This is a genomic window from Pseudomonas sp. DWP3-1-3b3 (assembly GCF_049896305.1).
GTDB lineage: Bacteria > Pseudomonadota > Gammaproteobacteria > Pseudomonadales > Pseudomonadaceae > Aquipseudomonas > Aquipseudomonas azotoformans_A.
On record NZ_JAFCUA010000002.1, the window covers coordinates 96,932 to 109,770 of the forward strand.

The following is a 12,839-nucleotide window of genomic DNA, read 5'->3' on the forward strand; positions in this document are numbered from 1 at the left end:
TCAGGAGCCGCCCTATGTCCCGCACGCTAGACACCTTGTTGCGCCCCAGCCTGTTAGCCGTGGCGATTGCCCTCAGCGCCCCGCTGGTCAGCACTTCGCTGATTGCTGCGGAACAGGCGTCCAGCGTGCGCACCTACAATCTGCCGGCGGCACCCCTGGCCACCACCCTGAACCAGATCGCCAGCCAGGGCGGCCTGGCGCTGACCCTCAGCCCGGCCTTGGCGTCGGGCAAGACCTCGGCGCCGGTCAAGGGCCAGTTCGATGCACCGGGCGCGCTGCGTGAAGCACTGCGTGGCACGGGGTTGCAGTTGGAACAGAGCAGTGCGGGGACGTACACCCTGGTGGCGATTCCAGAAGGCGTCGTGGCGTTGCCGACCACCAATATCACCGGCCAGGACAGCTATGAAAGCGCCTGGGGCCCGGTCGACGGCTACCTGGCAAAACGCACCGCCGCAGGCACCAAGACCGACACCGCACTGGTCGAGGCGCCGCGTTCGATCTCGGTCGCTACCCGCGAGCAGATGCAAGACCGCAACGTGCAGAACCTGGATGACGCGGTGAAATACATGCCGGGCATCGTGTCCGCCAGCTACGGCAGCGACACCCGCTACGACTGGATGCGTGTACGTGGCTTCGAACCCACCCAGTTCCTCGACGGCCTGCCGCTGCCACGTGGCGTGTACGCCAACCCGAAGGCCGAGACCTGGAACCTCGACCGCCTCGCCCTGCTGCGCGGCCCGGCCTCGTCGGTGTACGGCCAGACCCCGCCGGGCGGCTTGCTGGACATGGTCAGCCGCCGTCCCAGCGAAGAGTCGAGCAACGCCGTCCAGGTGCAATACGGCAGCGACAACTACCGTCAGATCAACTTCGCCAGCACTGGCAAGATCGACGATGACGGCCAGTTCCTCTACGGCCTCAGCGGCGTGGTGCGCGATGCCGGCACCCAGGTCGACCACATCGACAACAAGCGCTACAACCTTGCGCCGAGCTTGACGTGGAACATCGATCCGGATACCAAGCTGACCTTCTTGTCGCAGTTCACGCGGGACGATACGGGCACGACCAGCCAGTTCATGCCGATCCAGGGCACCAAGATCAAGTCGCCGCTGGGTAACGTTTCCCACCACAAGAACCTGGGCGACCCGGACTACGAGTTCTACGACCGCACCTACTATGCGCTGGGCTATGCGTTCGAACACCGTTTCAACGACACCTGGCAGTTCAAGCAGAACCTGCGCTACACCAAGTCGGAACTGGACTTCCGGCAGCTGACCGTGGGTTCTTATGCATTTTCCCCGGCAAATGCCGCGGGCGATATCAGCCGCTCGACCACCAACGTCAACGAAAGCATTGGCCAGTTCGCGGTGGATAACAATTTCCAGGCGGACTTCGCCACGGGCGACGTTGTCCACACCCTGCTGCTGGGCCTGGATCACCAACGCACCGACACGTCCTACCGTGCGATTTACGGGACCGCGTCAAACATCAACATCTTCAACCCGATCAACACCACGCCGACGCTGCGCCCAACCGGCGTGCGGCCTTTCTACGACTACAACCAGAAAACCGTGCAGACCGGCCTCTACGTGCAGGACCAGATGGCCTTGGACAAATGGCGCCTGACCCTGGGTGGGCGTGAAGACTGGGTGCATCAGGGCACCACGTACTTCAACGATAACGACGCGACCAACACCGACCGCATCAAGCATTTCAGCGGCAACGCGGCGCTGAGCTATGTGTTCGATTCGGGCTTCGTACCGTACTTGTCCTACGCCGAGTCCTTCCAGCCGGCGAGCAACGCCGATACCAATGCCACCAAGACCTTCAAACCGACGGAAGGCAAGCAGTGGGAAATGGGCGTCAAGTATCAGCCGCCCGGCTCCAACACTTTGCTGAGCGCAGCGGTGTATGACCTGACCCAGAAAAACGTGCAGGTCACGACGCTCGGCGCAGGGGGCCAGCAAATCAACAGCCAGACCGGCGAAGTGAAGGTCAAGGGCCTGGAACTGGAAGCTGTGTCTGACGTGACCGAAAATCTCAAGGTCATCGCCGCCTACACCTTGGCCAAGTCCGAGGTGCAAAAAGGCATCTACAAAGGCAACCGCCTGACGTTGATGCCCAACCAGCAAGCTTCGCTGTGGACTGACTACACGTGGCATACCGGCCCGCTCGATGGCTTCGGCATCGGCTTCGGCGCGCGCTACACCGGCAACACCTACGGCGACCAGGCCAACACCTGGCTCGGCAAGGCCAACGCCTACACCGTGTTCGACGGTTCGGTGCATTACGACCTGGGCCGCCTGGACAACAGCCTCAAAGGCGCATCGGTCAAGTTGAATGCCACCAACCTGTTCAACAAGGACTACCTGTCGACCTGCGATGGCAACTACTGCTACTTCGGCGACCAACGCAGCGTCGTCGCCAGTGCCACCTACCAGTGGTAATCGGCTGAGTTAACCGCCAGGCCGCCCACGTGGGCGGCTTTGGTGTGTCTGAAGGTTGAAAAAATGAAAAGCAAAACCATCCGCCGCTGGTCCTTCATCCACACTTGGACCAGCCTGATCTGCACGGTATTCCTGCTGCTGCTCGCCCTCACCGGCCTGCCGTTGGTATTTCACCATGAGATCGACCACCTGCTGGGCAACGAGCCGGAACTGGCACAAATGCCTGCTGACACGCCGCAGCTCAACCTCGAACAACTGGTCAGCGCCGCCCAGGCCCATCGCCCCGGCGATGCCCTGCAATACCTGGCCTGGGACGAAGATGACAAGAACGGCGTGATCGCGATCATGGCCGCCACCGCTGGCACCGAGCCCAACGCGTCCCACACCTTCATGCTCGACGCGCGCACCGGTGAAGCCTTGGAAACTCCGGCGGCCAATGGCGGGTTGACCCTGTTCCTGCTGCGCCTGCATGTGGACATGTTCGCCGGCCTGCCGGGCAAGTTGTTGCTGGCGTTCATGGGCATTCTGTTTGTGCTGGCGATTATCTCGGGCACGGTGCTGTACCTGCCGTTCATGCGTCGCTTGAAGTTCGCCACGGTGCGCCAGGACAAATCCACGCGCCTGCGCTGGCTCGACCTGCATAACCTGATCGGCGTGGTCACCCTGACCTGGGCCTTGGTGGTGGGCGTGACCGGCGTGATCAGCGCCTGCGCCGACCTGATCATCGCCGCCTGGCGCCAGGACAGTCTCAGCGCCATGATTGAGCCCTACAAAAACGCTCCGCCGCTGACCCAGCGCGCACCGGCTACCGAACTGCTGACCATCGCCGCCAAGGCCGCCCCCGGCATGGAGCCGGACTTCATCGCCTTCCCCGGCACGCGCTTTTCCAGCGAGCACCACTACGCCGTGTTCATGAAAGGCAGCACCCACCTGACCTCGCACCTGCTCACGCCGGTGCTGATCGACGCCAGCACCCTCGCCGTCACCGCCATCGCCGAACGACCGTGGTACATGGACGCCATGGGCATGTCCCAGCCGCTGCACTTCGGTGACTACGGCGGCATGCCGATGAAGGTCCTGTGGGCGGTGCTGGATGTGCTGACCATCATCGTGCTGGCGAGTGGGATTTACTTGTGGATGGTGCGGCGCAAGGCGGGCAAGGCATGAAGCCGCGTCAGTCGAACTTCTGGAAAGTGTTTGGCGTTCCGCTGGGGATCGGCCTGCTCAGCGCGGCCGGGTTGTTTGCGGCGTTGCTGGGAGATGGGCTGTGGGATTCGCTCAGTTGGGTCGGCTTGGGCATTCCCGCTGCAATTGGCACTTGGGCCTTGCTCAAGCGGTGAGATAGATTAGCCCGGCCCTTTCTTGAGGAATGCCCATGTCCGCTCCCAGCATGACCTTGTTCCACAACCCCGCTTCCCCCTTCGTGCGTAAGGTGCGCGTGCTGCTGGCTGAAACCGGCCAGCAGGATCGCGTCGCGCTGCACGGCTGCATGCCGACCCCGGTCAACCCGGATGCGCAGGTGGTGCAAGGCAACCCCGTGGGCAAGATCCCGGCCCTGCGCCTGGCCGATGGCACGGTATTGCACGACAGCCGGGTGATCCTCGATTACTTCGACCACCAGCACGTCGGCAACCCGCTGATCCCACGCGGCGGCTCGGCCCGCTGGCGCCGCCTGACTCTGGCCTCGATGGCCGACGGCATCATGGATGCCGCCGTGCTGGTGCGCTACGAAAGCGCCTTGCGCCCAGCCGAGAAGCATTGGGACCAATGGCTCGACGAACAACGCAACAAAATCCGCCGCACACTCTCTGAATTGGAAGCGGACGCCATCGCCGAACTGACCAGCCACTTCGACATCGCCGCCATCAGCGTGGCGTGTGCCTTGGGTTACCTCGACTTCCGTCATCCGGACATGCAATGGCGCCTGGATAACCCGCAGCTTGCCGCCTGGTATGCCGAGGTCAGCCAGCGGCCTTCGATGCAGCAGACCCAACCCCCAGTGTAAGATTTTACTGTGGCGAGGGAGCTTGCTCCCGTTGGACTGCGTAGCAGGCCCATTCTTTGGGGCCGCTTCGCGCCCCAGCGGGAGCAAGCTCCCTCGCCACAGAAAACAGCTGATTAATCCGTAGCACCAATTTTGCCCGCTCCAGCCTATCCTCCCGCAACCCGATCATTGCACCGCCTCCAGGTCAAATTCCAAAGGCTCAACCGCCTTTCGCTTGCCCACGCCATACCAATCCAACTTGCGTGTCAGCACCATCACCGTGCCCAGCAGGCCGAACAGCAGCAACGAGCCCATCAGCAACGCGTAATCCTCGGCACTCAACAGCCCGTACAACAAGCCATACAACGCCGCCAACCCCGCTGAAAACCCCAGCCCATGAGCGACGCTGCGCAGCACATGGCACACATAGAACCCGATCAACAACACACAGGCGCTGGCAGAGATGAGATAAGCCAGCGCGAACCCGATGTGCTCGGACAACGACAGCAACAGCAGGTAGAAAAACGCCAGCGCAAACCCCACCAACGCGTATTGGATCGGATGCACCGCCAGGCTCTTGAGCACTTCGAACAGGAAGAAGCCGGCGAAGGTCAGGGCGATGAACAGCAGCGCGTATTTGATCGCACGGTCGCTCTTGAGGTATTGGTCCACCGGGTCGATGAAGTTCACGCCGAAACTGCGGTTGTTGAAGTCTTCACAGCCCTGCTTGTCCAGGCAGGTTTGCAGGGCTTGCTCAAGGTTGGTGGAGAAGAACGAGGTCTGCCAATTGGCGGTAAAACCCTTATCGGTAATCTCGCGTTGTGCCGGCAGGAAGTTGCCGATGAAGCTGGGGTGTGGCCAGTTGGAAGCGAGTGAGACCTGGCTGGTCTTGCCCACCGGCACCACTTGCAGTTGCTCGGTGCCTTGCAGGCGCAGGTCGAAGGCGAAGTCCACGGCGTTGGGCTTTTTGCTGTCGTGCTCCGGCAGTGTCACATGCACGCCCTCACCCAGCCAGTCCACCTGGGAGCCGGGCTCGAACTCCAGTTGCTGGCTGCCCAGCTCCAGTTTCAGCGCGTTCTCGATGCCGCGAATGTCGCTGATGCCCACCGCCAGAAACGCCGGCTCAAAACGGTAATCGGCAAAATTCTCCGTAATGCCCAATTGCGCAGGCAGCTCGAAACGCCCGCTGATGCGGTTGTCGGCATGGAACAGCCGCGCCTGGTAGATGCCCCGTGCGCGCAGTTCAGTTTGCACTTTGCCGTCGAGTTCAAATCGATCCGGCAGGAAATACAGACGACCGCGCTCTTCACGGGTGACTTCGTAGCGTTTATTGAGCTTTTCATTGAGCTTCCACTCGCGGACGGTCTTGCGATACGGCACCACCATCACCGGGCCGGTGAGGCGCTGGGCGTAGCTGGAGCTGCGGGCGATGTCCTGCAATACGGTGTCACGCGTGTACTGGCGGTCACCGATGATGCCGTTGATCATCAGCAATGGAATCAGCAATACCAGCATCAGCAGCGCAATCGCGCCAAGTTTGAAAAGCAGGCTGCGGTTCATGGGTCTCTCCCTGTTTTGATGGGGAGAGTCTGGGCAGCCCGTGTGGGGGATTTATGTGGGCAATGTGGAGACTGTGTGGAGATGCAGCACCACCTGCACGCCGCCGTCGACATTGCCGATCTGCAACGCGCCGCCGTGCAACTTCATCACTTCCTCGACAAAGTTGAGGCCAAGGCCGGTGCTTTTGCGCCCGCTGGCCGGGCGTGGCAGCGAGTAGAAACGCTCGCTCAGGCGCGGCAGGGCGTAGTCGGGAATCGGTGTGGCCTGGTTGAACAAGCTGACTTGCACGTCGTTGTGTCGCGTCTGTGCGCTGAACTTCAACAGGCCGCCGGGCGGCGTGAAGTCCAGGGCATTGTCTAGCAGGTTGCCCAGGGCCTGACGCAACAGGAAGGGTTCACCGTACACCTTCACATCCGCCGCAATCGACTGTTCGACCTGCAACCCGGCGCCTTCAATCCGCGCGCACTGAGCCTTGAGCACTTCATCGACCATCGCCGCCAGCGGGATACTCACCTGCTCTTCCAGGCCCTGGCGCTGTTCGACCTGCGCCAGGTTCAGCAGGCGCTCGATCAACTGCTGCAGACGCGCGCTTTCGCTGTCGATGTTGCTGACGAAGCGCTGCTGTTGCTCGCGGGTCATCTCACCCTGCAACAGCTCCGCTGCACCGCGGATCGCGGCCAATGGGCTCTTCAATTCGTGGGTCAGGGTGTGTACGTAGTGTTCGACGTAGGCCTTGCCTTCCAACTGCGTGCGCATGTGCTCGACGGCGGTGGACAGCTGCTTGAGTTCACCGCCACGGTAATGGGGCAGTTCGGCCCGCCGCCCCTCGCTGACGGCTTCGGCGTAGGCGGTCAGACGGCGCAGCGCCACGCTCAGCCACCACGACAGCAGTGCGCCCAGCAGCAGGCCCAGAATCACCAGGCCCGCGCCGTACCACAACAGGCGGCGCTCGGTGCGGTCGACATAAGGCTGCAATGAACTGTTCGGCTTGGCCACGGTGACCACGCCAATGATCTGGCCGTTGTCACGGATCGGCGCGCCCACGTGCATCACCGATGAAGCTGGGTCATCCAGTTCGCTGCGGGTGGAGCGCGCGCCGTACTCGCCACGCAAGGTCAGGTACACGTCGTTCCACTTGGAATAATCCTGCCCCACCGCTTCGCCCGTAGAGTCGAGCAACACGGTGCCCTTGGCATCGGTTACGTAGATACGGTGGTTGACCTGGTTCTTCGGCAAGCCCCAGATGGTCGCCCCCGGCTGGCGGTTGCCATAGGCCTTGAGCAGTTCCGGCCAGTGACTTTGGCCGAGGGTGCCGTTCTTTACGTCATTACGCACGACCTCGGCCAACAGGTTGGCGGTGTCCACCAGGGTTTCTTCGGTGGACTGGCGTACGCCAGGGCGGATTTCCTTCATCACGGTGCTGAGCACGAAGTAGCCGGTCAGGCCGATAAACAGCGCATACACCAGGAAGATCCGCAGCCCCAGGCGCATCAGCTGTTGCTCGGGTTGTAGCTGTAGCCGAGGCCGCGATGGGTCTGGATCGGCTCGGCATCGGCGGCCACGCTGCGCAATTTGCTGCGCAGGCTTTTGATATGGCTGTCGATATTGCGCTCGTAGCCGGCATCTGCCGCCACGCCCACCGCGTCCAACAATTGCTCGCGGCTGAACACACGCTCGGGTTGTTCCAGCAGGCTTTGCAGCAGGCGAAATTCATGGCGTGTAAGGCTCAACGGCTGGCCGCGATAACTGATCTGCATACGCTCCAGATCCACCTGGAACACGGTCGGCGCAGCACCTGGGCCAATGCGTTTAAGGATCGCCCGGACCCGCGCCGTCACCTCCCGTGGGCTGAAGGGTTTGACCACATAATCGTCGGCGCCGATCTCCAGCCCCACCACGCGGTCGATCTCGCCATCCCGCGCGCTGAGAAACATGACAGGCACCTCGCTGAACCGACGCAGTTGCTTGCAGGTTTCAAAGCCGGTGATATCCGGCAGGCCGATGTCGAGGATGATCAGGTCGGCGGGGGTCTGGCGCTGATGCTCCAGCGCCGCCTGGCCGAGGGTCAGCCAGGTGGTGGTGAAGCCCTCGCCTTGCAGGGCGAAGATCAGCGTGTCGGCAATGGCTGCTTCGTCTTCGACAATCAGGATATGCGCCATGTGGTCCGTCAGCAGTTGGGTTTGTCGGCAGTGTAACGACGGGCCGGGTTTACCGCAGCGCCAAATTCACGCAGGGCCTTGGCGCCGATCAGCAACGGGTAGTTGAAGCTGCTGCGGTCGGTGAGGTTGACCTCGACGGTGCGCTTGACGTCGCCCAGGCACATTTCCAGGTCGATCACCGGGCGCTTGGCCACGGTGGCTTCGTCTTTGTCGTCGTCTTCATCGGCGCGGCTCTTGATCTTGCTGATGCGCGACACCTTGTGTTCGTAGACTTTGTTGGAGGCGTCTTTGCCGCCGAGGCGGAAGCGCACCCAATCGTCGCCGTCACGGGTGAAGGTCTCGATGTCGCGGGCCGACAGCGAAGCCGTCAGCGCGCCGGTGTCCATCTTGGCCTTGAAGGTTTCGCCGATCTCCGGCAACTGGATGTATTCGTAGCGACCGTAGAGGGTCGGTTCGGCGGCCATGACCGGCAGGGCAGCCAGGGCGAGAGAGGCAAGGAGCAGTTTCACGAAGTGATTTCCTCGGAAAGAAGTAGGCGGATTCTAGACCGCAAAGGCAGCACTTAGTTAGCTCGCCCCAGCATAACCGGCACATTGTGAAACATTCGTACGGTGATTTGCGATTTGGTCTCTAGACTCACCTCTCTTATGATGGCCCGCCCACCGGACTCCAAGAGTTGCTTATGCGCCGCCTGCTCACCGGCTGTTTTGTCTCATTGCTACTGCTGCTCAATACCCTGATCCTGATCGGGCCGTTGATGGTGTTTGCCCTGCTCAAGCTGATGGCCCCTGGGCGCTCGCGTGACTACATGTCCTGGGCGGTGATGTGGATCGCCGAGACCTGGGCCGAGATCGACAAGTTGATCTTCGCCCTGTGCATCCCGACCCAATGGGATATTCGCGGTGGCGAAGACCTGCGGGGCGATACGTCCTACCTGGTGATCAGCAACCACCAATCCTGGGTGGATATCCCGGCGCTGATCCAGGCGCTGAACCGCCGCACGCCGTTCTTCAAATTCTTCCTGAAAAAAGAGCTGATCTGGGTGCCCTTCCTCGGCCTGGCCTGGTGGGCATTGGATTACCCCTTCATGAAGCGCTACAGCAAGGCCTTCCTGGCCAAGCACCCGGAACTCGCGGGGCAGGATTTAAAAATCACCAAGGAGGCCTGCGAGCTGTTCAAGCGCCAGCCGGTGACGGTGGTCAATTATCTGGAAGGCACGCGGTTCAACGAAACCAAGCGCAAGCAGCAGGATTCACCCTTCACTCGCTTGCTCAAGCCCAAGGCGGGCGGCGTGGCGTTTGTATTGGCGGCGATGGGTGAACAGCTGGATGCCGTGCTGGACGTGACCGTGGTTTATCCACAGCAGAAGATTCCGGGGTTCTGGGATTTGATCAGTGGCGCGGTGCCCAAGGTGATCATTGATATCCGCACCCGCGAACTGGATCCGGCATTGTGGCAAGGGGATTACGAGAATGATCCGGCGTTTCGCCAGACCATCCAGAACTGGGTGAACCAACTCTGGATGGAGAAGGACGCGCGTATCGAGCAACTGCGCGCGGAGCGCTCTTAACTGCCAGTGCCCCAGGCCTGGGCCAGCTTGCCCAGCACCGAGCTGCTGGCACCCTGGCCGCCCAGGTATTGCAGGATGACCGGGGCAAACTGGCCGACCATCCCGCTGTCCATGCCCAAGGCGCTGAAGGCGGTGTTCAGGTCGTTGGTGCTTTTCACATTACCCAACAGGCCATCCAGGCCGCTGGTCTTGCTGCCACCGGTCTGGCCGAGCATCCCGCTCAAGGCGCCGAGGCTGCCCAACGCGTTGTTGCCCGACAACTGGTCGAGGCCCGGCACGCTGTTGCCCAACTGCGAATAATCGTTGCCGCTCAGCTTGTTCTTGGCCAGGCCGAGCATGGCGCCTGTACCGCCGACCGCTTGTTCGGGGGTGATGTTCAGTTGCGAGGTCAGTGCGCTTAACAGGCCGGCCGTCTCGGAAGACGGTGCGGCAGCGGCTGCCTTGTTGTTGCCACCCTGCATGCCGGAAATCGCATTGGCCGCGTCGCCAAGGCTGAAGCCTGCGGCGAACACCGGGGCGGCTGCCAGGGTCATCAGGCAGGAAAGGGCGAAACCGCGTGAAATCTTCATCGAAACAACCTCTGGGTGTAAGAGCTAAAAGCAGGCGTTTGACTGACAGTCCGGAACGATTGTTCCCACACCAAGGTTAGTTCAGATTTTTCTGCATCCGAATGGCCTCGGCCCGCGTATAGCCTGCATACGCCACTCGGAGTTGGATGGAATGAATGCCCAGGCTGAACTACCCTCCGCTTACCGCGTGCAGTCCCGTCACCCTCGAACGAGGGTCTGGAGAAGCCCTATTAGCGCCGATGATGCTGACCCCTTGCGCCCTTTGCTGGCGCAATGTGCCCTGGGTAACCGCCAAGCGTTCGAAACCCTCTACCGCAGCGTTTCGCCGCGCCTGCACGGCGTGGCCCTGCGCTTCATGGGCCGCACGGACCTGGCTGAAGAAGTGCTGCAGGAAGCCTTCGTACGCATCTGGTACAACGCTTCGCGCTACGAGGCGCACCTGTCTGCGCCGATGACCTGGATGGTCAACATCACCCGCAACCTGGCCATCGACCAGTTGCGCAAACACCGCGAACAGCCGCTGGCCGATGGTCAGCAAGACGCCTTGATCGATGACGCCCCCAGCGCCCACGACCAACTCGACCATGAACGCCAAGCCCATGCCTTGAACCGTTGCCTGGACACCCTCGACGGCATGCAACGCCGGTCGATCAGCGTGGCGTACTTCCAGGGCCTGTCCTGCTCGGAGCTGGCCACGCAGTTGGCAGCGCCCCTGGGCTCGGTCAAATCCTGGATCCGCCGCGGCATGGAACGCCTGCGCAGGTGCCTTGAATCATGAACTACCAGACCACCGCCCTGCGCCGCGCACTCGCCGCCGACTACGCCATCGGGCTGATGCCCGCTACCGCGCGTCGGCGCTTTGATGCGTTGTTGCTGGAGGATGCCGCGCTGCGCGTGGAACTCGGCCATTGGCAGGACGCGCTCGCCAGCCTGACCGGCACCCTGCCTGAGCGACCAGTACCGGAACACGTATGGGCAGGCATCAAGGCACGCATCGAGCCGCAGGTGCTGCATGTGCCGGCGAAGCAAGCGTTCTGGAAAAACCTACGCGTCCTGGCCGCCGCCTGCGCAGTGGTCGTCGCCGTCACCGTCGGTGTGCTGTACCAACGCGACACAGGGGTGGCGTACAACGCCACCCTGGTCAACGCCAACCAACAACCCGCGCTGCAGATCAGCGCGTTCGCCGACCACTTGCAAGTGGAACCCCTGACACTGGCCGCGATAGCACCGACGTTGAGCCTGGAATTGTGGGCGATTGCGCCGGGTGGCAAACCCATCTCACTGGGCTTGCTGCCCGCCGCAGGCAAAGGCCGGATTCAACTGAGCGAGACACAACGTGCGTTGCTCAGCGCGCCGCTGACCCTGGCCGTGAGCCTGGAGCCGCACGGCGGCTCACCGACCGGCCAACCCACCGGTCCGGTGCTGTATCAGGGCCAATTGGCATCACTCTGAGCTGATCCACGGTCAGGAACCCATCGCGCAAACCAGGGTCCATGACTGGACTGAAAGCCTTGTCAGGAATAGCCCCATGAGCGCGACCCGCCCCCAAGTGATTGAGCAAAAGCCCCCATTCTGGAGCCGTCCACGTGTGTTTATCGGCGTCTGCATAGCCATCGTCGCCGGCCTCGGCGGCGCGCTCTACACCCAGGACAACGTCAAGTCCGCCGCCACGCTGGTGACCACCGCCCAGCAGCCGGCCGCGCAAATCAGAGCGCACAAGGATTATCTCGAAGTCGAACCGATTGCCACGGCGGCGCCTGAGCCGGATCGCAGCCTGGAACTCTGGGCCATGCCTGAAGGTGGCGCGCCAGTTTCACTGGGGCTGTTGCCGGAAGATGGCAAAGGCATTATCGGACTCAACCCGCGCCAGCAAAAAAGCATCCGCAAGCCGGTGGAGTTGATGGTGAGTTCGGAGACCAAGGGCGGGTCGTTGAGTAAGCAGCCCACGGGGCCGACGGTTTATCAGGGGGCGTTGGCTGCTCGCTGAGTCGATGCGCCGCCTATTGGACTAAAGAACCGGTTGCTGATCACGAACCGCTCTAAATAACTGTCACGTTTGACAGTAGCCAGCCTCCAGTATTCACCTGCAGCATGATGCCTTTCCCCTACTGGAAGCCGTCATGAAAAGCGCAATGCTTGCAGGTGTATTCGCTGTCATTGCACTGGTGAACACGTCGGTTGCAGCGACCTCCACCTGTCCGACGCCCCAGGAGATCAAACAAAAAGCCATGGGCAGCGGCGGCTATCGCTACGAGATGCTCCAGCCTGACGGGCGAACTTGGTCAGGCGAGAACCCGCAGGCTACGGCGTCATACCTCACTGACTCAACGTTCCACGATGCCCGGTACGATGCGATCAACCAAGCCGTCATCTGCACCTACAAAGGGCCAATGAATAACGCCGCGAGCTTTTCGGTCACACTCAAACAGGTCTCAGGTTGGAACCTTATCCCTATAGGCGACTGGAGAGGCACGTATTGCGAAGCCCTGGAGATTGCCAAATGCTCATTTACACATCAGTGAAAAGCGCCACCGAATTACTCCTACAGTGAAC

14 protein-coding genes and 1 pseudogene are annotated in these 12,839 nt (G+C 61.7%); 9 read left to right on the forward strand and 6 right to left on the reverse strand.

Going from position 1 to position 12,839, the window contains the following annotated elements:
* Positions 1 to 14: 14 nt before the first annotated feature.
* The 4 genes from ACP7BX_RS06795 (at position 15) to ACP7BX_RS06810 (ending at position 4,449) form a co-directional block, all read left to right on the forward strand.
* Positions 15 to 2,444: a TonB-dependent siderophore receptor gene (locus tag ACP7BX_RS06795; RefSeq protein WP_426130601.1), complete on the forward strand. Its 2,430-nt coding sequence runs from the start codon at positions 15 to 17 to the stop codon at positions 2,442 to 2,444.
* Positions 2,445 to 2,507: 63 nt separating this feature from the next.
* A complete protein-coding gene (locus tag ACP7BX_RS06800; protein ID WP_426130603.1) occupies positions 2,508 to 3,611 on the forward strand; it encodes a PepSY-associated TM helix domain-containing protein in 1,104 nt (367 codons plus the stop codon).
* Positions 3,608 to 3,784, forward strand: coding sequence for a hypothetical protein (locus tag ACP7BX_RS06805; RefSeq protein WP_269132188.1), 177 nt, complete (start codon positions 3,608 to 3,610; stop codon positions 3,782 to 3,784). The genes ACP7BX_RS06800 and ACP7BX_RS06805 overlap by 4 nt, the downstream gene beginning before the upstream one ends.
* A 35-nt stretch (positions 3,785 to 3,819) precedes the next feature.
* Positions 3,820 to 4,449, forward strand: a complete 630-nt coding sequence (locus ACP7BX_RS06810) for a glutathione S-transferase (protein ID WP_426130605.1) — start codon at positions 3,820 to 3,822, stop codon at positions 4,447 to 4,449.
* Here ACP7BX_RS06810 and ACP7BX_RS06815 read toward each other — a convergent pair.
* The 5 genes and pseudogenes from ACP7BX_RS06815 to ACP7BX_RS06835 form a co-directional block, all read right to left on the reverse strand.
* Positions 4,444 to 4,551: pseudogene (locus ACP7BX_RS06815) on the reverse strand (N-acetyltransferase); the annotation flags it as partial. The gene ACP7BX_RS06810 and the pseudogene ACP7BX_RS06815 sit on opposite strands and share 6 nt — an antisense overlap.
* Before the next feature lie 63 nt (positions 4,552 to 4,614).
* Positions 4,615 to 5,988: a cell envelope integrity protein CreD gene (gene creD, locus ACP7BX_RS06820; RefSeq protein ID WP_426130607.1), complete on the reverse strand. Its 1,374-nt coding sequence runs from the start codon at positions 5,986 to 5,988 to the stop codon at positions 4,615 to 4,617.
* A gap of 51 nt (positions 5,989 to 6,039) precedes the next feature.
* A complete protein-coding gene (gene creC, locus ACP7BX_RS06825) occupies positions 6,040 to 7,479 on the reverse strand; it encodes a two-component system sensor histidine kinase CreC (protein WP_426130609.1) in 1,440 nt (479 codons plus the stop codon).
* Positions 7,479 to 8,147 carry a two-component system response regulator CreB gene (gene creB / locus ACP7BX_RS06830; protein ID WP_314530354.1) on the reverse strand — a complete coding sequence of 223 codons (669 nt, stop codon included), beginning with the start codon at positions 8,145 to 8,147 and terminating at the stop codon, positions 7,479 to 7,481. The genes creC and creB overlap by 1 nt, the downstream gene beginning before the upstream one ends.
* A gap of 8 nt (positions 8,148 to 8,155) precedes the next feature.
* On the reverse strand, positions 8,156 to 8,656 hold the full coding sequence (locus tag ACP7BX_RS06835; RefSeq protein WP_426130611.1) for an ATP-dependent zinc protease: 501 nt from the start codon (positions 8,654 to 8,656) through the stop codon (positions 8,156 to 8,158).
* Positions 8,657 to 8,829: 173 nt separating this feature from the next.
* Here ACP7BX_RS06835 and ACP7BX_RS06840 point away from each other — a divergent pair, with 173 nt between their 5' ends.
* Positions 8,830 to 9,717, forward strand: a complete 888-nt coding sequence (locus ACP7BX_RS06840; RefSeq protein ID WP_426130613.1) for an acyltransferase — start codon at positions 8,830 to 8,832, stop codon at positions 9,715 to 9,717.
* Here the strand turns inward: ACP7BX_RS06840 and ACP7BX_RS06845 are convergent.
* Positions 9,714 to 10,286 carry a DUF2780 domain-containing protein gene (locus tag ACP7BX_RS06845; RefSeq protein WP_033898061.1) on the reverse strand — a complete coding sequence of 191 codons (573 nt, stop codon included), beginning with the start codon at positions 10,284 to 10,286 and terminating at the stop codon, positions 9,714 to 9,716. The genes ACP7BX_RS06840 and ACP7BX_RS06845 overlap by 4 nt on opposite strands.
* Before the next feature lie 151 nt (positions 10,287 to 10,437).
* Between ACP7BX_RS06845 and ACP7BX_RS06850 the strand changes: the two genes are divergently transcribed.
* The 4 genes from ACP7BX_RS06850 to ACP7BX_RS06865 all read left to right on the forward strand — a co-directional run bounded on the left by ACP7BX_RS06850 (position 10,438) and on the right by ACP7BX_RS06865 (position 12,808).
* Positions 10,438 to 11,064 carry an RNA polymerase sigma factor gene (locus tag ACP7BX_RS06850; RefSeq protein ID WP_314530347.1) on the forward strand — a complete coding sequence of 209 codons (627 nt, stop codon included), beginning with the start codon at positions 10,438 to 10,440 and terminating at the stop codon, positions 11,062 to 11,064.
* Positions 11,061 to 11,738: an anti-sigma factor gene (locus ACP7BX_RS06855; RefSeq protein WP_426130616.1), complete on the forward strand. Its 678-nt coding sequence runs from the start codon at positions 11,061 to 11,063 to the stop codon at positions 11,736 to 11,738. The genes ACP7BX_RS06850 and ACP7BX_RS06855 overlap by 4 nt, the downstream gene beginning before the upstream one ends.
* Before the next feature lie 76 nt (positions 11,739 to 11,814).
* Positions 11,815 to 12,273, forward strand: coding sequence for an anti-sigma factor domain-containing protein (locus ACP7BX_RS06860; protein ID WP_426130618.1), 459 nt, complete (start codon positions 11,815 to 11,817; stop codon positions 12,271 to 12,273).
* A 133-nt stretch (positions 12,274 to 12,406) separates the two neighbouring features.
* Complete coding sequence (locus ACP7BX_RS06865) at positions 12,407 to 12,808, forward strand: hypothetical protein (RefSeq protein ID WP_426130620.1); 402 nt, start codon at positions 12,407 to 12,409, stop codon at positions 12,806 to 12,808.
* Positions 12,809 to 12,839: the final 31 nt, after the last annotated feature.

What these genes read in the sequence shown, in the direction of transcription:
- ACP7BX_RS06795 (WP_426130601.1), top strand. Translation starts at nt 15, where the DNA reads ATGTCCCGCACGCTAGACACCTTGTTGCGCCCCAGCCTGTTAGCCGTG.
- ACP7BX_RS06800 (WP_426130603.1), top strand. Translation starts at nt 2,508, where the DNA reads ATGAAAAGCAAAACCATCCGCCGCTGGTCCTTCATCCACACTTGGACC.
- ACP7BX_RS06805 (WP_269132188.1), top strand. Translation starts at nt 3,608, where the DNA reads ATGAAGCCGCGTCAGTCGAACTTCTGGAAAGTGTTTGGCGTTCCGCTG.
- ACP7BX_RS06810 (WP_426130605.1), top strand. Translation starts at nt 3,820, where the DNA reads ATGTCCGCTCCCAGCATGACCTTGTTCCACAACCCCGCTTCCCCCTTC.
- creD (WP_426130607.1), bottom strand. Translation starts at nt 5,988, where the DNA reads ATGAACCGCAGCCTGCTTTTCAAACTTGGCGCGATTGCGCTGCTGATG.
- creC (WP_426130609.1), bottom strand. Translation starts at nt 7,479, where the DNA reads ATGCGCCTGGGGCTGCGGATCTTCCTGGTGTATGCGCTGTTTATCGGC.
- creB (WP_314530354.1), bottom strand. Translation starts at nt 8,147, where the DNA reads ATGGCGCATATCCTGATTGTCGAAGACGAAGCAGCCATTGCCGACACG.
- ACP7BX_RS06840 (WP_426130613.1), top strand. Translation starts at nt 8,830, where the DNA reads ATGCGCCGCCTGCTCACCGGCTGTTTTGTCTCATTGCTACTGCTGCTC.
- ACP7BX_RS06845 (WP_033898061.1), bottom strand. Translation starts at nt 10,286, where the DNA reads ATGAAGATTTCACGCGGTTTCGCCCTTTCCTGCCTGATGACCCTGGCA.
- ACP7BX_RS06850 (WP_314530347.1), top strand. Translation starts at nt 10,438, where the DNA reads ATGAATGCCCAGGCTGAACTACCCTCCGCTTACCGCGTGCAGTCCCGT.
- ACP7BX_RS06855 (WP_426130616.1), top strand. Translation starts at nt 11,061, where the DNA reads ATGAACTACCAGACCACCGCCCTGCGCCGCGCACTCGCCGCCGACTAC.
- ACP7BX_RS06860 (WP_426130618.1), top strand. Translation starts at nt 11,815, where the DNA reads ATGAGCGCGACCCGCCCCCAAGTGATTGAGCAAAAGCCCCCATTCTGG.
- ACP7BX_RS06865 (WP_426130620.1), top strand. Translation starts at nt 12,407, where the DNA reads ATGAAAAGCGCAATGCTTGCAGGTGTATTCGCTGTCATTGCACTGGTG.